Source organism: Oxynema mangrovii CENA135, assembly GCF_016632315.1.
GTDB lineage: Bacteria > Cyanobacteriota > Cyanobacteriia > Cyanobacteriales > Laspinemataceae > Oxynema > Oxynema aestuarii.
Genome location: NZ_JAEOXH010000003.1, coordinates 465,537 through 486,088, shown reverse-complemented (window position 1 = coordinate 486,088; position 20,552 = coordinate 465,537). Strand labels below are relative to the sequence as shown.

The window sequence follows — 20,552 nt, the reverse complement described above, 5'->3', positions numbered from 1 at the left end:
CAATCCTTTTTGCTGAATTCGCGAGTCGTCTGTCGCCGGGGCGATCGCCTTAAAGCCTGCGCCAGCGCCGACCGTCGCGGTTGAGTAGCAATTCCGCTTCCACCGGTTCCCAGGTTCCCGCCTCGTAAAGCGGGATCGCATCCGCTTCCGCCGGGGCGTCCCAAGCTTGCAGCAGAGGCGTCAAAATGCGCCAAGATGCCTCCACCTCGTCCCCTCGGGTAAACAGGGTCTGATCCCCCAACATGCAATCGATCAACAGCCGACTGTACGCATCCGTATTCGGCTGACCGAACGCCGTATCGTAACTGAAGTCCATATTCACCGATCGCGTCCGCAAGGAATTCCCCGGGGTTTTTACCTCAAAACGCATCGAAATCCCTTCATTCGGCTGAATCCGCAGGGCCAACACGTTCGGATTCGCCTGTTTGGCGGCGGACTGGAACATCAAAAACGGCACGTCTCGGAACTGGATCGCAATTTCCGTCACCTTCTTGGGCATCCGTTTCCCCGTTCTCATGTAGAAGGGAACCCCTTTCCAGCGCCAGTTATCGATATACAACTTCAGCGCCGCATAGGTCGGCGTCGTGGACTCCGCAGAGGCGCCGTCTTCTTCCCGATAACTCGGCACTTCCTTCCCGCGCATCCAGCCGCGCGTATACTGACCGCGAACCGCGCTATTGTCCAAATTCTCCAAATCCGCCAAGCGGGTCGCCTGCACCACTTTAACTTTTTCATTGCGGATGCTGTCGGCGTCGAGGGAGTTCGGCGGTTCCATCGCCGTCAGCGAAAATAACTGCATCAGGTGATTCTGCACCATGTCGCGCAACGCCCCTGCCGTTTCGTAATACCCCGCCCGTCCTTCTAACCCCACCGTTTCGGCGACGGTAATCTGCACGTGATCCACAAATTGCCGATTCCACAGGGGTTCAAAAATGGCGTTGGCAAACCGAAACACCAGTAAGTTTTGAACGGTTTCTTTGCCTAAATAATGGTCGATCCGATAAATTTGCGTTTCGCTGCATACTTGACGCACCACCCGGTTGAGGACTTGGGCCGAGGCGAGGTCGTGACCGAACGGTTTTTCAATCACTAAACGGTGTTTGGTCGGATCGGCAAGCATTCCCGCGTTGCCCAATTGTTGCGCCGCTTCCGCAAAAAATCGCGGGGCGACGGACAGGTAAAAGACGCGGTTTCCCCGAGTCCCGCGTTGGTCGTCGAGTTCGCTTAAAAAAGCTTTGAGTTTTTGGTAACTCTCGGGATGGTCGATGTTACCCGCACAGTAAAACAGTCCTTTGGCGAAGTCGTTCCACAGTTGTTCGTTCCCCAAACCGCCGCCATATTCTTCGATCCCTTCGCGACAGTAATCGCGGAAATACTCGTGAGACCAATCCCGACGGGCGACGCCGACGATGGTGAGTTCCGGGGGCAGTTTGCGCTCTAATTTCATTTGATAGAGCGCGGGAACCAGTTTGCGTTGGGTCAGATCGCCGGACGCCCCGAAGATGGTTAAAATTTGGGGTTCGGGGATGCGATCTTGTTGCAATCCGACGCGCAGGGGATTTTCTAGTAGGGTGACCATCGATCGTTATGTGGATGTTACGGAAAGTCTCCCCAGTTTGTGGGTGACAAACTGGGGAACGTAGAACAGAGAGATCTCGGCGCGATCGCGTCGCCTCTGCACGAGGGAATCGCGCGATCGCCCCTCGGAATTATGCCGGAGTCAGTTGTTTGACTTTGTTCTCTAGAGAACTCATTAACGAATCGAAAGGCTGATTGAATTTCTCGATCCCTTCGTCGAGTAATTCCGCCATGACCGCATCGAGGTCGATCCCCAATTCCGGGAGATTGGCGATCGTGGCGTTAGCTTTATCCACGTCGGTTTCGATGCGACTGGCGACTTCGCAATGATCCGCACACGCTTCGATCGTCGCCGGGGGCAGGGTGTTGACCGTATTCGGTCCGACCAGTTCGTTGACGTAGAGAACGTCGCTATATTCCGGATTCTTGGTACTGGTGCTCGCCCACAGCAGGCGTTGGGTGTTGGCGCCTTTGGCGGAAAGGGCTTTCCAGCGATCGCTCTGGATGATTTCCTTGTACTTCTGATAGGCGATCTTGGCGTTGGCGATCGCCACTTTCCCTTTCGTTTCTTTTAGTTTAGCTTGCACGTCGGGATCGCTGGCCTCGGCGAGTTTGGCGTCGATCGCGTCGTCTATTTTGGCATCGATCCGACTGATAAAGAAACTCGCTACGGACGCGATCTTGCTGATGTCGTGACCCGCTTCGGCGCGCGCTTCCAAACCGCGAATGTAAGCCCAAGCCGTATCTATATAACTCTGCACCGAGAACAGCAAGGTGATATTGACGTTAATCCCGGCGGCGATCGTTTTTTCCACCGCCACCAACCCTTCCGGCGTTCCGGGGATCTTAATCATCACGTTATCCCGACCGATGGCGTCGTAATAGCGTTTCGCCTCAGAAATGGTTTTCTCCGTATCCCGGGCCAAATGGGGCGAGACTTCGATACTGACATAACCATCTAACCCGTCGGTTTCGTCGTAAATCGGGCGAAACAGATCGCAAGCATTGCGAATATCTTCAAACGCTAACGATTCGTAAATCTCTTCCACGGACTTATTCGCGCGGATTCCCGCCTCGATATCGCCATCGTAAATAGCGTTCCCGGCGATCGCCTTTTCAAAAATCGCCGGATTCGAGGTCAGCCCTTTCAATCCCCGGGTTTGAATCAGGGTTTTTAACTCCCCCGAGGCGATCGCGTCCCGACTGAGATTGTCCATCCAAATGCTCTGTCCGAACTGTTCTTCGATTTGTAAAATTGGGTTGGTCGCAGTCATAATGTCCTTTTCGATTGAATTGCTACAAACACACTTGCTCTGGATTGTGCCAGAGAAGTTCTAGAATTCCTGGTAAGCGGTTTACACTTTCATCCGCTTCCCTTTCACCCAGTCACCTTCACCCTCCCCTCACGAAGAGGTCATCAGGCGTTCGTTATCCTCCCGCGCCCGTTCCTGAATGAACGATTCGACCAGTTCCACATTGTCTTTAGACCCGATAATCACCGGAGTCCGTTGGTGCAAGTGGTCGGCAACCACGTCTAAAATCTCCTCGACCCCCGTACTGGCGCGCCCTCCGGCTTGTTCCGCCAAAAAGGCTAACGGCGCCGTTTCGTACAGAAGCCGCAATTTACCTTCCGGTTGCTTCACCGAACCGGGATACAAAAAGACCCCGCCTTCAAATAAAATTCGGTGAAAATCTCCCACCAAAGCGCCGCCATAGCGGGCCGTATAGCCTTCGTGGCGGTGAACGTAGCGGATGTAATCGCGCAGGGATTCGTCCCACTGCCAAAAGTTACCTTCGTTGACACTGTAAATCGAGCCGCAATCGGGCAGTTGGATATTTTCACTCGACAGAATGAACTCGCCCAAACTCGGATCGAGGGTAAACGAATGCACCCCTTTGCCAATGGAATAGACCAGCATCGTACTCGGGCCGTAGAGAACGTAGCCTGCGGCGAGTTGCTTGCGTCCGCTTTGCAGCAGATCTTGGGCGCTTCCGTCTTCGTCGATGCCTTCTTGCTGGCGGATCGAGAAAATCGAACCGACATTGAGGTTGCTATCGATGTTAGACGAGCCGTCAATCGGGTCGTAGAGCAGGGTATAACGCCCGATCGGGCAGTTTTCCGGGATGTAATACGGTTTTTCCATTTCTTCGGACGCCAAGCGGCAAACTAAGCCACTTTGCTTGAAGACGGAAATAAACACTTCGTTGGCGTAAGCGTCGATCCGTTTGACGCTTTCTCCCTGCACGTTGACCTCTCCAGTAAAGCCCAATACCCCTTCTACTAAGCCGGAACGACTTAAGCGACGGGAAATGAGTTTGGCGGCGAGGGCGATCCGGTTCATCAAAGCGCTGAGATCTTGCGCGTCGGGGCCGAAACTTTGTAGTTGTTGGAGGACGTGGCGAGAAAGGGTCGTGCAGTCTCGATCTAAACTGGGTTCTTGTCCGATACCGGGGGTTGAGTCTGCCATAATGGTTCTCCTGTTGGTGGAGCAGCGTTGCAATGGCGACGGGGGTCAATATTGGGTGGACGTTCCTGTGGGGTATCCCGTCGGCCTGTCAGTGACATCTTCCCGACGCCTACACTGGGTACGGCGCGGGTTTCCCAACCTCACGATTGGGTATTCCTGCCCCACGCCACTTGTCTAGGTCATAGACCCCCGACAGACCGACTTGACAGGCGGTTTCCTTTCGCCAGAGTCCCTGGCTACTGACTGGTTCGAGTCCGCGATGCAAAACTATCTCTGCTGCAGCACGATCGCGTAGCGACGCCGGAGGCGGATCGCGATCGATTCGATCCCCACACTCAGGGCAATGATGCTCTCTGACATCCAACCCTTTGCTCACAATAGCAAAGCCGTTAGGGCAGCTTGGGCGAGTGCCGTTGGGATCGTCCTTAGCAAAGGAGACTCCCCGTTGCGATCGCACCCATTCCGCCAGATTCCTTTTCCAACGAACATCGGTCTGCCGGACACTGACGCGCAGCTATCCAGTCTTTGAGTTCGCCCAAGGCGTAGTGATATATCCCTCGGCACCTCTCCATCCCCTCCAACAGTTCGGTCTGCTCGGTGGCGTTTGGATGGATTCGGTAGGTGTAGTTCATCGTCAGCATGGCGAGAGTTTACCACAGGCTATAGCTAAAGGACGGGTTGCTGGTCTCATCCCCATTGAGGGGAATCGACTTTTCAAGGGGGTCGATGTTGTTACCGAGCTGGTCGAAGCATCCCGACGCTGACCTTTCGGTTAGAGCGCGGGAGCGATCGCCCCCCGAACTCCCCATTAATTAATATCTTAAGGATGCATTTCCTCAAGCAGGCGCGAACTTTATGCGAACTATAGAAAATCTGGCGCTTTTTTGAGTATTATTACTGGTTTGAGTTGCTCGAACGCATCTCTTAGATAGATTTTGCCGCGCGATCGCCCGGTCTGAAAAACTTTACAAATCTAACGGTCGATAGACGACCGCCTCGCCGGATTCCCGCATAAACAAGAAACGGGCAAAGGTCCTCATCGGTACCCTTACCCGTCCCTATTGGAGATCGCCGTTCCTAGAAACGACTCCCAAAATGGCGATCTCGGCGATTCGACGCCCCCAATAATGGGGTGTTCTCGATCTTGTTATGTTAAAAGGCGGATGTTAAAAACTATTGCGCCTCCCACCACTGCGACTTTCCGTTCGGGGTTTAGCTTTGTTGACTCGTAACTGACGCCCCATCCACTCCAAACCGTTCATTTCGGTAATGGCAGTGTCTTCGTCGGCGTCATCACTCATGTCTACGAAGGCGAACCCACGCACGCGCCCTGTTTCGCGATCGGTCGGCAATACAACCCTGGAGACAGTGCCGTATTCACCAAACACTTCGCGTAAATCGTCTTCAGTCGCGCTGTAGGAGAGATTTCCAATGTAAATAGTCATGCGAACGTCTCGATCTCGAATATCGATCCCACCATTGGGGATCGGTCGGCCAATTGGAGAAATTCTTTCAACAAATTATTTCCCCGAGGTGTTTTTCCCTTCCTCGTCGGCGAGATTCGAGAATTGACAAAGCACGTAGCCGTGACAGACTCTTCGAGTGGCCATCGGAGATCGGGTCGAACACTTGATTTCCGATCATAACTCGTTTGTCCGCTATTGAACCGCGATCTAGACTACAAATCATACAATCTTGTAGATTTTCGCACGGTGGATAGGAAGGGTACGGCGATCGCCCCCAGCGCTCAAGCACTTTTCTCGTCATTTTTACTGTAACGACCGATACAATAACGATTGCGTCCGGTGCGTTTGGCTTCGTATAAAGCTGCATCGGCTTCGCTGACCAGGACGTGAGGATCCACCTCGGAACGGGGGATCCCAGTGGCGACGCCGAGACTGACGGTCACCCGCGTGCTGACCGAGCTTTGCTCGTGGGTCAGGTTCAATTGTTCGATTTCCCTCAAAATGGCGTCGGCCACTTGTAGGGCGCCACTCAAAGGAGTCTGGGGCAAGATCGCCGCAAATTCTTCGCCGCCATAACGGGCGACCAAATCCGCACGACGGTTCGAGGCGATCGCGATCGCCCCGGCAATTTTGCGCAGACACTCGTCCCCGGCTAAATGACCGTAAGTGTCGTTATACGCCTTAAAATCATCGACATCGGCCAGAATCACCGAGAGCGACCCTTGGCGAGCCGCGAGTTGCTCCCATTGCTCTTGCAAATACTCTTCAAATCGCTGTCGGTTGGCGACTTGGGTCAAGCCGTCGAGGATGGCGAGTCGTTGCAGTTCCTGGTTGGCTTTTTTTAAAGCGACTTCCGCGCGCACGCGATCGCAAATCTCTCGTTGCAGTTTCTCGTTCTGCTCGATTAATTGCTGTTGTAACTTCTTTAACGTTAATTGATTTTTAACCCGCGCCAACACTTCCAAAATCTGAAACGGTTTGGTAATGTAATCGGTTCCTCCTGCCTCGAAGGCTAAAATTTTATCTTCGGGACGGTCTAAAGCACTTAAAAAAATGATGGGAATATCTTCAGTCCTTGGATTACTCTTGAGTTGACGGCAAACTTGATAGCCGTCCATTTCGGGCATTCTAATATCGAGTAAAATTAAATCCGGTAATTGGGTTTGAGCCGCAATCAAAGCCATTTTACCCGTGCGGACTTTGCGAACTTCATAACCATCATTGGCGAGCATCAGCGCCAAGCAATGTAAGTTCTCTTGACGGTCATCGACAACTAAAATATTGCCTTTTGCGACCTTGTAGAACTGCCTATTCATCGACCCAATTGGTAAATTCAAAAAATAGCAACCCCGAACTTAACGTCATTCCCCTGCCTTGAAAATGTGAAAAAGAGTCTCAAGTCTCCAACACGAGCCGCTCGAAATCCGGGCGATCGCCGTCCCACGAAATCGCAAGCAGATTGAGTGGAGAACGGGACGATCCGGCACGATCTGACCGGAGTTGTTAGGCAGATATAGTGAATGGCTTTGCAATCTTCAAGCGGCGATCGCCTCGCCCTCGGAAAGTCGGTCTACAGGTTTCGAGGAAAGGGCGCGGCGTTCCAATCTTTGCTGGCTTCTGTTCTTATTATGAGCTCGGAGGCGATCGTCATTCATCAGCCAAATGGCTGAGTGAGCAAAAGTGCGAGTTTTTGGGGCGAAGCCGATCGCGATCGGTTAAAAAAAATATAAAAAAATATAAAAACCGACCGATCCCTATAACAAGGGGGCAACCCGATCTCAACTCCCCCCAAACCCGATGAAATTGATTCCCCCTAGGGATGCCGAACGGTCAGTCAATCGAAATCGATTGAGGGCCGCTACTGCTGCCGAAACTGCCGTTATTGTTCTCCGACGGGGGTGCCGTCGTCTCACTCGATGCCCCTTGTTGTTGGAGCCAGGATTTGACCGGGTCGTCCCAGAGGTTCAAACGCAAGGCGCCGGAACAAAATCCACCTAAAAAGGCGATCGGATGTGCGCTCAATTCTTTGATTACGGGGGTCAGTTCGTCTAAAAACATAGAAAATTCTCCTGAATTGAGTACGGTTAACTCAGGGCCGCAGAAAGATAATCCGCCGCCGCCTCCACGCTGGCGATCGCATTTTCATACATCATGCGCGTCGGTCCCAAAACCCCGACACTGCCGATTGGGGTCGAACCGCGATGGTACGTCGAAGAAACCAACGTACAGGTCCGGATCGGTTCGAGCAAATTCTCGGCGCCGATCCGAACGTTAACGCGCCTGCCACTGCTTTCGAGAGCAGGAGACTCGAAAATGAGCGGCCATAACTGCTCTTGCTCTTCTTCGAGCAACTGCACCAAGGTTTGCACTTGATTGAGTTCGGAAAACTCGGGCTGCCGCAACACTTCCGCCAACCCACTAATAAAAATTCCGGTGGTGGCGGGGGTGTGGGCTTTGCGCGCCAATTCCGCGAGCCATTGGCCGATCGATTCGGCGTAATGCTCGAATTCTCGTCCGAGGTCGCTCCAATTGAGTTCGGACAGGGCAGTGAGGGATTGACCGCGCAATTGGCTGTTGAGAAAATTAGAGAGGATTTGTAATTCGCTTTCGAGCAGGTCCGGGTCGGCGTCCTCGTTTTCGGGCGGCGGCGGTACGTCTACCATCACCGATTGGGTGTGGTAGCTGTCGGTGACGACGACCATGACAATTTTATTGGGTTCGATTTGAACCAGTTGCAGGTGCATCAAGCGCGCCGTACTGGTCTGGGGCCAGGTGATTAAGGCAATGTAACCGCTCAAGGTGGCCAGGATTTGAGCGGCGCCGCGCATGAGTGCTTCTAAGGTCCAGTTATTCCAATTGAGGCGATCGCGCAGGGCCAGTTCCATTTCTCGGGAGAGGGTTTCCGACGGGGTAATCATGCGATCGACGTAGATGCGATAACCGGAATCGGAAGGCACTCGTCCCGCCGAGGTATGGGGTTGATAGAGCAACCCGGCTTTTTCTAAATTGCCCATCGCGTTGCGAATGGTCGCGGGACTGACTTTGAGATTGTATTCATCGACCAATGTTTTGGAACCGACGGGTTCGGCAGTGGCGATGTAGTATCGCACCGTCGCCCACAAGACATATTGTTGCCGCTTGTTTAAGTTCAATTGCACAGACATCGGAAGACGAAAGGATTTAATCGAGATTCAAAAATGGCACGGATAGACTGGCGATCGAGGACAATGACGGGGTGACGATCGCGGCTGATTGGCACAAGGGCGATCGCGCGAGCGGATTGCCAAAATTATTTCATTGTTAAGGGGTTTATGGTTGCCGTAGAAATCACCGGGTGCAGCATTCCAGGGGTAAAAATCGGCGTTGCGACGATCGCCCTCAATACCGGGGCACCGAGGGATCGACGCGATTGGAATAGGCATCGATCCCGCCACTGATATTTTTAACTTGGCTAAAGCCTTGGGCGATCAACCATTGCGACATTTGCGCCGAGCGAATCCCGTGATGGCATAAAACGAGGGTTTCGGCATCGGGATCGAAGCGTTGACGAATGTCTGCGGACCATTGCTCGAACTGACTCAAGGGCAACACCTCGAAGCCGTCGATCGCGGCGATCGCCACTTCTTGCGGTTCGCGCACGTCGATCAACTGCAAGCCGTCGGGGGCTTCGGCGAGCCGTCGGGCCAACTCTTCGACGCTGATTTGAGGAAGGGGTTGATTCCAAGAAGCTGTAGACATCGGATTCGCAACAACGCTGTTAATAAAATTTTTATCTTAGAACTTAACGGCAATTGTGCCGTGTTTTGGTTCGAGTTGGCCACTCCCGGACTCTCTCCAGTCGGGAGATCGTCGGTCGGCAGGGATCCGCGATCGCGCCGAACTTAGGCCGTCGCGACCTCGGCGAGGGCGAGGGCGAACCCCCCGGCGGGAGGACAAAAAACTGCAAGAATCGAGACTCAAACCAGTATCCTGGAAAAGATAGTTTTCGCCTTCATTGTAGGCGAACCCGTTTCCGTGTTGCCGTTCGCGACGATCGCTTTGCGCGCGCGAACGTCCTCGCCGAAGCGGACGGGCTGCTCTCGCGCCCTTTCCAGACCCCAGTCCCGCGCCATTATGAAGCAACGCACATTTTTTTCCCTCCTCGTCACGGTCGTGCTGGTGCTGTTCGCCCTCGGCGCTGCCGGAGCTTACGCGATCGTCACCACCGGACCGCTCGCCTTATTAGGAGGAGATCGCGCCCTCAATCCCACCGCCGCGATGTTCGTCCCCAAACAAGCCCCGGTGATGACCTCGTTCTCGGTCAATCCCGATCGCCTGGCCGGACTCGGACAGCTTTGGGTGCGTCCGCAAGACCGTCGCGAAATTGCCGCCGAACTCGACGCGATTAAAGCGGGTTTGCTCGCGGATACGGATCTCGACTACGAACGGGATATCCAACCTTGGTTGGGAGATGAAATCGCCGTCGCCGTGACCAGTCTCGATCTCGATCGCGATCGCCAAAACGGACGGATCCCGGGCTATTTAGTCGCCGTCCGCACCCGCGACCCCGAACGAAGCCGCAGTTTTTTAGAACGCTTCTGGGCCAATCGCGCCGTGTCTGGGGTCGATGTGGCGTTCGAGCAGTATAAAGGGGTAAAACTGATTTACCCGCACGATTTAACCGCAAAAACCGATTCTCCTAGCCCCTTCGGGGCGGCTACGCCTACGGAGACGCTACGCGAACGCTCGGCCTGGTCCGGACCGTGGGCGAGTGCGGCGATCGGCGATCGCTTCGTCTTGTTTGCCAACCATCCCAAGGTCTTGCGCGATGCGGTCAATAACGTGCAGGCGCCCGATCTCAGCCTCAGCCGGACCCGCGCTTACCGCGATGCCCTCGCTCGGGTGACCTCCGGGGCGATCGGAGTCAGTTTCGTCAATTTAGAAGAATTTGCGGCCTGGATCGGCAATTTTCCAGAAGGCAGCCTCGCGCCGCGCGATCGCTCTCCCCTCGAAACCAGCATCCCGCCGAGTTTGACCGTCGTTCTCGACTTCAACCGGGCCGGATTGCGCGCCCAAACGTTCTGGAATCTCCGCAGTGCGGGCAATCCCCTCGCGAGCTTGCCCCCGCTCTCGACTCCGGTCGCCGCGTTGAACTACGTACCGTCGAATGCGGCGGTGGCCCTGTCCGGTCGCGACCTGTCCCGACTGTGGGCGGTGGTTGACGCCCAAATTGCGGCGAACGACTGGATCGCCCAACTGCTCGATCGCCCCCTGGCGGCAGCGCGATCGCAATTGGGGATCGATTTGTCCCAGACCATTTTTAACTGGGTCGATGGCGAGTACGCCTTGGCTTTGGTTCCTTCGTTACGGGAAAATGCCAAGGGCGGCGAGTTGGATTGGATTTTCGTCGCCGAACGTACCGACGAGGAAGCGGTACGGGGCGCCCTCGACCGTCTCGACCAGATCGCCCGCGATCGCGGTTTCGGCGTCGGACCGTTGGATGTGGGCGAACGCGCGATCGTCGCCTGGACTAAACTGGTCACCCGCGCCGGAGAAACGGTCCGCTTGGAAGCCCGGGTCGAAGGCGCCCGCGCCACTGTCGGCAATTACGAAATTTTCGCCCGTTCGATCGCCGCCGTCGATATGGCCCTGAAAGCTCCCCAGAATGGCTCTTTACTCGCCGACAGGCGCTTCTCGCGGGCGATCGCTCAATTGACCAGTCCGAATTACGGTTATTTCTATCTCGACTGGCTCGCCAGTCAAGCCTTCCTCGAACGCCAAACCCCCGCCCTCAAATTGGTAGAACTGGCTATCCGTCCCCTGTTCGACCACCTGCGATCGTTGGCGTCGAGCGCTCCCGCCCGCCCCGAAACCCCAGGCGCCACCGCGCCGGAAACTCCCCCCCGCGCCGATTTCTTCGTGCGTTTGGGCGCTTGAGGGGACACCCGCGATCGTCCCGGCGATCCCCTCCCCCCCTTTCGGCGGGGGAGTATGTCAAGATGAAAAGGATGGAAGCCCTAATTTCACGTAAAACCTAGGCTATGAAATCACCCTTTGAGGCCGTTCAATCTCCTTATTACGGAGAGGCATCTTACCGAACCCCTCCCCCAGATTTACCCTCCCTGCTACTCAAAGAACGTATTGTTTATCTGGGAATGCCCTTGGTTCCGGCAGTCACCGAGTTGATCGTCGCCGAACTCCTCTACTTGCAGTACGAAGACCCGGACAAACCGATCAATATCTACATCAACTCCACGGGCACCTCTAGCTATAGCGGCGAACCGATCGGCTTTGAAACGGAAGCGTTCGCCATTTGCGATACGATCCGCTATATCAAACCCCCCGTTCACACGATCTGCATCGGTGCGGCGATGGGGATGGCGGCGATGTTGCTGTCTGCGGGAACGAAAGGGTGCCGGGCCAGTTTGCCCCACGCGACGATCGTTTTACACCAACCGAAGAGCTACACGCGCGGTCAAGCTTCGGATATTCAAATTCGAGCGAAAGAAGTTCTCGCCAATAAAAACACGATGCTCGATATTTTGTCGGAAAATACCGGGCAAACTCGCGAGAAAATCGCTAAAGATATGGATCGGATGTTTTACATGTCCCCGGAAGCGGCGGTGGAATACGGTTTGATCGATCGCGTCTTGGAAACGAAAGATCTCGCCCATCCGATGCCCGCCTCCGTCGGCTAACTGCCCCGGAAATCGAACCATCTGCGAATTTACTCAAGCGACTAAGGGAGTTTTCTAATTATGCCCATTGGTGTGCCAAAAGTTCCCTACCGAATGCCGGGGGAAACTTATACTCAGTGGATTGATATCTACAACCGCCTCTACCGAGAGCGCATTATTTTTATCGGCAAAGACATTGACGACGAACTGGCTAACCAAGTCATCGCCGTGATGCTCTATTTGGACTCCGAGGATTCGGGCAAAGATATTATTCTCTATATCAACTCTCCCGGAGGCATGGTCACCGCAGGCATGGCGATTTACGATACCATGCAGCATATTAAGTCCGATGTGGTGACGATTTGTGTCGGTCTGGCGGCGTCGATGGGTTCGTTCCTGTTGGCGGCAGGCACTCCAGGCAAGCGTTTGGCCCTGCCTCACTCCCGGATCATGATTCACCAACCCTCTGGGGGAACCCGAGGACAGGCGAGCGATATCGAAATTGAGGCGCGCGAAATTATCCGCATTCGCCACCAACTCAATGAGATTTACGCGCGGCGGACGGGTCAATCTCTCGAAAAGATCGAGAAAGACATGGATCGGGACTTTTTCATGTCGGCTTACGAGGCGAAGGAATACGGTTTGGTCGATCGCGTGATCGAGGATCGGACGTCGTAGGCATTCTGCCGAACTGGGTTCGATCCGATGGAAATTGGAAGAAAGCCGATCTCAACCGCCGTGGCGGGGCGATCGTTTTCTTCCGATTTCTCTTTTCAGTCGTTTCAGTAGGGTGGGCAATGCCAGCCCTCCTACGGCTAAAATCTAAAATCTAAAAATCTAAAAATCTAAAATCTAAAAATCTAAAAATCTAAATTCCAAACTCCCTCCAGTGTTGAGGCTGGATCCGGAATGGACAAGAAATGGCAGAATTTTGGTAAGGACATGCGGCAGCGATCGAGCGAATGAACATTCGAGAATGCTATCAACTGTTGGGATTGAGCGCGGGAGCCACGTTGGCGGATCTGAAAAGCTCGTACCGAAAATTGGCCAGACGCTATCATCCAGATGTCAATCGCGGCGATCGCGGTTGCCATGAAAAGTTTATCGAGATCAACCAGGCGTATCAAATTCTGCTCCAAGCCCTCGAATCGACCCCGGTAAGCGCCAATCCCGCCGGGTCGCCGACGGCTTCCGCCACTCCCCGCCGTCCGCCGCCGCCCCCACCGCCACCGCCACCGCCTCGGGTCGTTCGCAAAGAACCGTCATTTCGCTACAGTCCTCACCTGACGGAACTGGAACAGTTACTCAAACGCAAAGGCTATTTGCAGTTGCAGCAGTTGCTCAAATACAAGCGCTTTCCTCGGGCGATCGCCTTGGTGGAAGCCCTGGCGCACCGGATTCCTAGAGATGCGGAGGTACGTCAGTGGCAGGCGATCGTCTACCAACGCTACGGACGCTATTCGATCGAGTGCGGACAGTTGGACAAAGCCCGGATTTATCTTAAAAAAGCTTTAAAAACCGACCCCCACAATCGTTCCTTGTGGGTCGAAGTCGAGCGCGATTTTCGCCGCCTCGAACGGGTATTGTGAATTTTCCCCGCCTTGCTGGGATCGAGGGCATCCGAAACCAGTCACCTGTGAGAAAATACGATCGGCAGCGATGAGCGTTGCCGGAAAATTCCACTGTTCGATCGACATTTGAGGGGACTGGAACCCCCAATGGAGGAGTTAAAATGAGCGAGTTTCTCGACTTCCTACAACATAAATGCGCTTACGTGGCGATCGGTGAATTCAAACCGGGAAAATTTGCCGAAGCCCGACATTTGTACGAGAAAGCCGTGTCTACCTATCGCGACGGCTTCCAAGGGGCGTATTTATTGCAAGAACCGGGAACTGACAAGGGGATCGCCGTCGTGTTTTGGGACAATATTGCCGATATGGAGGCCAATCGCAACCAAGTTCACGATGCGATTCTTCAGGAAATGTCCGATTTGTTTTTGTACCCGCCGACGACGAATTTTTACGAGGTGTGCAGCGAGATCGATTCCCCTACTAAATCTGTAGGGGTTTAATTGAAATTCAGGGCGATCGCCTAGCATTCCACCGGATCGGCGATCGCGGGCGATCCGTCCCTCACGGCGCTGAATACGTAGTCGCCATAACGCCAAACCACCGAGGCGACGCGATCTTCGGGAATGGTTACCCAACCTTTATCGAGCAGTTCGAAGCAACCGCGAATAAAACGGGGGTCGTTTAGTTCGCTGGTATAGGCGGCTAGCAGTTTCAATTCGCGATCGGCGCTCAAGCCTCCTAAATTGACCCGGAAGGCGGGCTGAATGTCTACCAACTCCAAGCCGGATTCGTCGTAAATTTCGACAAATTCATCGGGAGTCGCGCTAAAGGTCGGCACGCCTTCGGGAAAGAGGTCTTGGAGTTCGGGGTCGAGATCGTTAAGGATTAGGAAATACATAGCACCCTCCAGATGGTGTGTAGGAAATCATGGAAACAGTTGCATCGGGCGGCCAATTGCCCCAGTGGTTCGATGGCTTGAGTGACTTATGACCTTTTATTACTTTTTCCTGGGGAGGCCGTCCGGAAAAAAAGATTTTTTTCACGAGAAAGGCTCAAATTACCTTAAAAGAAGGGTTTGCGGCGTTATGACTTTTTATGACTCGACCCGGTGCTAGTACGCGACGCACCGCTTGCGCCTGGGGCGAGGATGGCAGGGGGGCGCCGCGCGATCGGTTGGGGCGATCGCCCGCACCCCTCATTGAGGCAAATTCAACCCGCTATAATACTCATGACTGTTTCACAAGACCCCGTATATCAATTTTTAAATTAATTCCCCAGCAGCTTCATGCAAGAGCAAGCAATCGATTTAGAACCAGCGCTTCAAGTGGCGGACGAAGCCGTTTTTGCCAAAACGGGCAAACATTTAACTGATGTAGAAATTGCCATTTTTCGAGGGGCTTGGCAAAATCAAACCTATCAAGAAATGGCCGAAAATACGGACTATTCTGCCAACTATTTGCATCGAGTTGTCGGTCAAAAACTGTGGGACAGACTCTCAGATGCTCTCGAAGAAAAAGTCAGTAAAAAAAACTTTAGAGCGGCTTTAGAACGACGGTGGCGATCGCAGCACAGCCCCAATTCTCACGCCGGATTCGCCGCCGATCGCCCCTTTTCTATCGATCTTCCCGACATCGAAAATCGCTGTTATCAGGCGATCGCCCAACCCGGCGCCCTCTTGCGCATTAAAGCCCCCAAACGCACGGGCAAAACCCTCTTAAGCGCCAAAATCCTCGATTTTGCCGCCCGTCAAGGCTACCGTACTGCCTATTTGAATCTCAACTTAGCCTCCCAAAGCGATTTCGCCAATCTCGACTGCTTTTTCCAGTGGTTTTGTGTCAGCGTCGCGCAAATGCTACAACTTCCCGCTCGCTTAAATGACTACTGGAATAGCCAAATTCTCACCAGTAAAATGAATTGCACCCAATATTTTGAAAATTACTTACTCGCGGGTGATTCTCCTCCTCTGGTGTTATGTTTAGATGAAGTCGATCTCCTCTTTCCTCATACCTTAGTCGCTCAAGAATTTCTAGGCTTATTACGCGGCTGGCACGAACAAGCAAAAGTTAGAAATATTTGGCAAAAACTCCACCTTATTTTTGTCTATTCTACCGAAGTTTATATTTCTCTTAAAATAGAAGATTCTCCCTTTAATGTGGGCGTTCCCATTGAATTACCGGAATTCAATAGCGAGCAAGTATTGCGCTTAGCCCGCGCTTACGGTTTACAATGGAGCGAGTCGGACGTGTCGGCGTTGATGGCGATGGTTGGCGGTCATCCCTTTCTCGTACAACAGGCGATTTCTAATCTCAAGAATCAGCCGGGAATGACCTTAGCTGAAATTTTAGCCACGGCCCCTACAGAAGCAGGCATCTACAACCATCACTTACGGCGTTTGTGGCTGCATTTACAAGCTCATCCTAATTTACTCGATGCCTTCAAAAAGGCGATCGCCAGCGACAATCCCGTTAACTTGGAACGAACGGAAGGTTATCAATTACATGGGGTAGGACTGTTGCAGTTACGTGGCAATAACTATATACCACGCTGCGATCTTTACCTTCAATATTTCCGCGATCGTTTTGAGTCGAGTGGGTAATTTTTCCGGGCGTCATCGATCTTAAAATACCATCGGTCTAAAGCTTCCGGTTTTGTTCTCAAGGGTGCCGAAAGTTATCTAGGCAAATTTAGCCGCACTCTCTCATTACTCGCTCTCTCAAACTCCGCGATCGCCCTCAAAACCGATCTGAAATTAGTTTGATTTTTCTTTAAACTCTAAAAATAATAACTTATCCGGAAAAATTCCTTAACTTACTCTTATTCCTCGCGATCGCCCCCAGTTTATCTCTCATTTCTACATTAGCCTACCTATCTCCAAAGGAGGATAAACGCATATCTACCCACTCATCCTATATTGAATCACATCAAAAATCACTTTATTGAGTTTAAAAATTTAGATAAAATCTAAATTTCTCTTTCCCAAATTCTCAAGCTACAATCTAAAATCTACAATCTCATGCCCGACTCTGACTATCAAGTAGGTGGAAGTCTGCCCTCAGATGCTCCAACTTATGTATTGCGTCAAGCGGACGAACGACTCTATCGCGCTTTGAAAAACGGCGAGTTTTGTTACGTCCTCAACTGCCGACAAATGGGAAAATCGAGCTTGAAAGTACGCACGATGCAACGCTTACAAGCGGAAGGATTTAGTTGTGGGGCGATCGATATTACCTTACTCGGAACTCAAGAAGTAACGATTCAACAATGGTATGGCAGCGCCATTGTTACCCTCAGTCAAAATTTCGATCGCTTGCGTTCGTTTAATCCGTTAAAATGGTTGGGCGATCGCGCGCAACTCTCTCCAGTTCAGTGGTTTAATGAATTTATCGATCGCGTCATTCTCGATGCGATCGATGGCAATATTGTTATTTTTATTGACGAAATAGATAGTTTAATTAGTTTAACTTTTAAAGATGATTTTCTAGCCTTCATTCGCGCCTGTTATAACCAGCGATCGCACGATTCTCGCTACAATCGTTTAAGCTTTTGTCTGCTCGGAGTTGCTACGCCTTCCGATCTGATTCGAGATAAAAATAAAACTCCGTTTAATATCGGTCATCCGATTGAATTGACGGGCATTCAATTCGAGGAAGCCGAACCCGTTCTCATTCCCGGTTTGCGCGATCGCTTCGACCGTCCCGAAACGGTTCTTAGGGAAATTTTAAACTGGACTGGGGGACAACCTTTTCTCACCCAAAAGTTGTGTCGTTTATCGGTCGAATACCTCGATCGCGACGACCCCGATCTCGATCGCCTCGTCCACAATAAAGTCCTCGACAATTGGGAAGCACAAGACCAACCCGAACATTTAAAAACCATCCGCGATCGTCTATTTTACGACGACCGTCAAACCGGACGTTTACTCGGACTTTATCAAAAAATTTTACTTTCCGGCGATCGCCCCCTTCCTGCCGAGGGTTCTCGCGAAGAAAATCTCTTAAGACTGTCAGGCTTAATTGTCAAAGGCGATCGGGGTTTACGGGTAGCCAATCGCATTTATCGAGAAGTTTTTAACCGGGATTGGGTCGAACGTTCTTTAGCTCATTTACGTCCCTATTCAGAAGCATTAAACGCCTGGTTAACTTCCGAGCGTAAAGACTCCTCCCGCCTGTTGCGCGGTCGAGCTTTACAAGAAGCATTAACCTGGGGCAACGATAAAAGTTTGAGCGATCTCGACTATCAATTTCTCGCCGCCAGTCAGGAACTTGAAAAACAAGCCGTTCAAAAAGATTTAGAAGCGCAACGTCACGCCTCAAAAATTTTAGAAGCCGCCAATAAAACCCTAAAACATGCTCAAATTAAAGCCAAGCGCACGATTCAAACAGGTGCGCTAATTTTATTAGCGATTTTACTCGGTTCGACCCTGATCGTTTGGGGCGCGGCTTCGCAAGCGAGAAAAGCCGAAATTGACGAACTTAAAGCGCTCAATTCTGCCTCCAAATTCAATCGAGAATCGAATCAACAGTTGCAATCTTTGGTCAACGCCGTGCGTGCGGCTCGCAAATTACAAGCATTGCGCGTTGATGCCGAAATTCGCGAGCAAACGATCGCCAATTTAGAAAAATTGCTCTCGGAAATTGACGAATACAACCGTTTGGACGAACAGGAAGGGTGGGTCTGGAATGTCGCTTTTTCTCCCGACGGCGATCGTCTCGCGACGGCGGCGGAGGCGAAAGTCCAAATTTGGAGCGATAACGGCGAGTTAGAGCGGATTCTCGACCATGACGATCGCGTCTACGGACTGGCGTTTTCCCCCGACGGACGAACCCTGGCGACGGCGAGCAAGGACGGAACCGTGCGCCTCTGGAGTGACGACGGCGAGCTGTTACGTCGCTTCGACGCTCACAAAGGAAGCGTTTTTGCAGTCGCGTTTTCCCCGGACGGACGCTATGTAGCCTCGGCAAGTGAGGATAAAACGATCGCCATTTGGGGCGTCGATGGCAGCTTAAAAGCGCGGTTGAGTGGACATACCCAGAGCGTTTACAGCCTCAGCTTTTCCCCGGATGGCAAGCTATTAGCCAGCGCCAGTGAAGACAATACCGTGCGCGTTTGGCCCTTCCCGATTCCCGAGGAACAAGAGAACATTACCTCTATCGCCACCCTCAAAGACCACAAATTCGACGTGACGGGGGTGAGTTTTGCGCCGAATGGCGATCGACTGGCCAGTGCGGACTCGAACGGTACGATCCACTTGTGGCAGTTCGACCCCAAAACGCAAAAATTTTTACTCAAAGAGAGTTTTAAGGATCATGAAAATGTCATCTGGATGCTCGCTTGGTCTCCAGACAGTCGCACTTTGGGGTCGGCGAGTGCGGATAAAACGGTCAAGTTTTGGAGTCTCGACGGCACTTTACTCAAAACCTTGGAGGGACATGACGATGCGGTGTTAGCGTTGAGTTTTTCGCCGAAAGACGGTCTCGTAGCGACGGGGAGCAGCGATCGCACGGTGAAGTTGTGGAAGCCCCAAATCCGCTTGGTAGAAATGTTTGACAATGGTGAGACCATGGTCAACGGCATCGATTTTGCGCCGGATGGCGGCGCGATCGCCTCCGCCAGTCGCGACAATCAAGTGAAGCTCTGGAATCTTGACGGTACCGTGCGTCAGACCTTTTCCGGTCATACAAATTGGGTATATGACGTGAGGTTTTCTCCAGACGGTCAATTTCTGGCTTCGGCGAGTAAAGATAAGACGGTCAAGCTATGGAATTTGCAAGGAACGGCGATTCGCACTCTCGAAGGACACCGGGATGAGGTCAACGCCGTGGCGATTTCTCCCGACAGCCAACAGATCGCCTCGGCGAGTTACGATCGAACGATCAAACTTTGGAATCGCGATGGCGAGGCGATCGGCGATTTGACCGGACATCAAAACTGGGTATATGATGTTACTTTTTCTCCGGACGGGCAAATGCTGGCCTCGGCGAGTAAGGATAAAACGGTCAAGTTGTGGAGTCGCGACGGAACCTTACTCGAAACTCTGGAAGGACACGCCAACGAAGTGAATGCAGTGGCGTTCAGTCCGGACGGCGAATTTTTGGCGTCCGCCAGCGATGACAATACGGTGAAAATCTGGCAACTCGATGGAACGTTAGTTCGCACGTTAAGGGGACATACGAATAAAATTCTCGATGTCACTTTCAGTCCCGATGGGGCGTTGGTTGCTTCGGGAAGTGATGACAATACGATTAAAATTTGGACTCGCGACGGCGATTTGCTGGCGACGCTAAGCGAACATACGAACCGAGTCTGGAGTGTCCGCTTCAGTCCGAATGGGTATTCCCTGGCGTCGGGAAGTTGGGATCGAACGGTGAAGCTGTGGGCGTTGGGAGACGTGCGCTTGCAGTTGGAAGAAGCGATGGATCGCAACCAAAGTGACCTCGATCGCCTCCTGGGAAATGCCTGCGATCGCTTGCAAGATTATTTAACGTTTCATGTAGAAGACCGGGTGTGCGATCGGGTTTTGTAAGACAGCAACGAGATGGTGCGTGACGCGGATATTCCATGAATCTGACAACCGGCCCCATTTTGTCACCGCGTCACACCCCCTACCGAAAATGTGTTGAAATCGGTGGTGGCGTTTCCCAAAAACCCCGGTAGGGTGTGTTGCGGCATCGATAAATCATGGGTTTTGACGAAAAATCTTGACCTGGCCGCAACGCACCGCCAACTGTGGATGGTGCGATGATGATATCAGAAACGATCGTGATGGTGGAAATGTGGGGGTGGTGCGTTACGGCGATTTTCATTTTCTGGTGG

General features: G+C 52.6%; 18 protein-coding genes. 8 read left to right on the top strand and 10 right to left on the bottom strand.

All coding sequences use genetic code 11. The features are described 5' to 3' along the window. Nucleotides 1–49: 49 nt before the first annotated feature. The 6 genes from zwf to JJD41_RS21725 all read right to left on the bottom strand — a co-directional run bounded on the left by zwf (nt 50) and on the right by JJD41_RS21725 (nt 6,828). Nucleotides 50–1,579: a glucose-6-phosphate dehydrogenase gene (gene zwf, locus JJD41_RS21750; RefSeq protein ID WP_200669579.1), complete on the bottom strand. Its 1,530-nt coding sequence runs from the start codon at nt 1,577–1,579 to the stop codon at nt 50–52. A 130-nt stretch (nt 1,580–1,709) separates the two neighbouring features. After that, nucleotides 1,710–2,852 carry a transaldolase gene (gene tal, locus JJD41_RS21745; RefSeq protein WP_168570545.1) on the bottom strand — a complete coding sequence of 381 codons (1,143 nt, stop codon included), beginning with the start codon at nt 2,850–2,852 and terminating at the stop codon, nt 1,710–1,712. A gap of 129 nt (nt 2,853–2,981) precedes the next feature. Next, complete coding sequence (gene fbp, locus JJD41_RS21740) at nt 2,982–4,046, bottom strand: class 1 fructose-bisphosphatase (protein WP_200669578.1); 1,065 nt, start codon at nt 4,044–4,046, stop codon at nt 2,982–2,984. 425 nt (nt 4,047–4,471) lie between these two features. Then, nucleotides 4,472–4,687 (bottom strand): helix-turn-helix domain-containing protein, encoded by a 216-nt coding sequence (locus JJD41_RS21735; RefSeq protein WP_200669577.1) that lies wholly within the window; start codon nt 4,685–4,687, stop codon nt 4,472–4,474. 525 nt (nt 4,688–5,212) lie between these two features. After that, complete coding sequence (locus JJD41_RS21730; protein ID WP_200669576.1) at nt 5,213–5,491, bottom strand: RNA recognition motif domain-containing protein; 279 nt, start codon at nt 5,489–5,491, stop codon at nt 5,213–5,215. A 302-nt stretch (nt 5,492–5,793) separates the two neighbouring features. Beyond that, nucleotides 5,794–6,828, bottom strand: a complete 1,035-nt coding sequence (locus tag JJD41_RS21725) for a diguanylate cyclase (protein WP_200669575.1) — start codon at nt 6,826–6,828, stop codon at nt 5,794–5,796. A gap of 204 nt (nt 6,829–7,032) precedes the next feature. On the opposite strand from JJD41_RS21725, the gene JJD41_RS21720 reads away from it, so the two are divergent. Continuing rightward, a complete protein-coding gene (locus JJD41_RS21720) occupies nt 7,033–7,182 on the top strand; it encodes a hypothetical protein (protein ID WP_200669574.1) in 150 nt (49 codons plus the stop codon). A gap of 160 nt (nt 7,183–7,342) precedes the next feature. On the opposite strand, the gene JJD41_RS21715 is transcribed toward JJD41_RS21720, so the two are convergent. The 3 genes from JJD41_RS21715 to JJD41_RS21705 all read right to left on the bottom strand — a co-directional run bounded on the left by JJD41_RS21715 (nt 7,343) and on the right by JJD41_RS21705 (nt 9,250). Beyond that, complete coding sequence (locus JJD41_RS21715) at nt 7,343–7,570, bottom strand: hypothetical protein (RefSeq protein WP_168570540.1); 228 nt, start codon at nt 7,568–7,570, stop codon at nt 7,343–7,345. 26 nt (nt 7,571–7,596) lie between these two features. Further along, on the bottom strand, nt 7,597–8,676 hold the full coding sequence (gene hrcA / locus JJD41_RS21710) for a heat-inducible transcriptional repressor HrcA (RefSeq protein ID WP_200669573.1): 1,080 nt from the start codon (nt 8,674–8,676) through the stop codon (nt 7,597–7,599). Nucleotides 8,677–8,890: 214 nt separating this feature from the next. Continuing rightward, a complete protein-coding gene (locus JJD41_RS21705; RefSeq protein WP_200669572.1) occupies nt 8,891–9,250 on the bottom strand; it encodes a rhodanese-like domain-containing protein in 360 nt (119 codons plus the stop codon). A 375-nt stretch (nt 9,251–9,625) separates the two neighbouring features. On the opposite strand from JJD41_RS21705, the gene JJD41_RS21700 reads away from it, so the two are divergent. The 5 genes from JJD41_RS21700 to JJD41_RS21680 all read left to right on the top strand — a co-directional run bounded on the left by JJD41_RS21700 (nt 9,626) and on the right by JJD41_RS21680 (nt 14,239). Next, a complete protein-coding gene (locus JJD41_RS21700; RefSeq protein ID WP_200669571.1) occupies nt 9,626–11,428 on the top strand; it encodes a DUF3352 domain-containing protein in 1,803 nt (600 codons plus the stop codon). Between the two features lie 104 nt (nt 11,429–11,532). Continuing rightward, nucleotides 11,533–12,189, top strand: a complete 657-nt coding sequence (locus JJD41_RS21695; RefSeq protein WP_168570537.1) for an ATP-dependent Clp protease proteolytic subunit — start codon at nt 11,533–11,535, stop codon at nt 12,187–12,189. A gap of 60 nt (nt 12,190–12,249) precedes the next feature. Further along, nucleotides 12,250–12,846: an ATP-dependent Clp protease proteolytic subunit gene (locus tag JJD41_RS21690; protein WP_168570536.1), complete on the top strand. Its 597-nt coding sequence runs from the start codon at nt 12,250–12,252 to the stop codon at nt 12,844–12,846. A gap of 284 nt (nt 12,847–13,130) precedes the next feature. Next, nucleotides 13,131–13,757: a J domain-containing protein gene (locus tag JJD41_RS21685; protein WP_200669570.1), complete on the top strand. Its 627-nt coding sequence runs from the start codon at nt 13,131–13,133 to the stop codon at nt 13,755–13,757. Between the two features lie 143 nt (nt 13,758–13,900). Further along, nucleotides 13,901–14,239: an antibiotic biosynthesis monooxygenase gene (locus tag JJD41_RS21680; protein ID WP_200669569.1), complete on the top strand. Its 339-nt coding sequence runs from the start codon at nt 13,901–13,903 to the stop codon at nt 14,237–14,239. Nucleotides 14,240–14,259: 20 nt separating this feature from the next. Here JJD41_RS21680 and JJD41_RS21675 read toward each other — a convergent pair whose 3' ends face one another. Then, nucleotides 14,260–14,637, bottom strand: a complete 378-nt coding sequence (locus JJD41_RS21675; protein WP_200669568.1) for a hypothetical protein — start codon at nt 14,635–14,637, stop codon at nt 14,260–14,262. A gap of 387 nt (nt 14,638–15,024) precedes the next feature. Here JJD41_RS21675 and JJD41_RS21670 point away from each other — a divergent pair, with 387 nt between their 5' ends. Together JJD41_RS21670 and JJD41_RS21665 are read left to right on the top strand one after the other, a co-directional pair. Beyond that, nucleotides 15,025–16,335, top strand: a complete 1,311-nt coding sequence (locus JJD41_RS21670; protein WP_200669567.1) for an AAA-like domain-containing protein — start codon at nt 15,025–15,027, stop codon at nt 16,333–16,335. A gap of 417 nt (nt 16,336–16,752) precedes the next feature. Next, the gene (locus JJD41_RS21665) at nt 16,753–20,262 is read left to right on the top strand and encodes a WD40 domain-containing protein (RefSeq protein ID WP_200669566.1); all 3,510 of its coding nucleotides are present in this window, start codon (nt 16,753–16,755) and stop codon (nt 20,260–20,262) included. Nucleotides 20,263–20,552 lie beyond the last annotated feature (290 nt).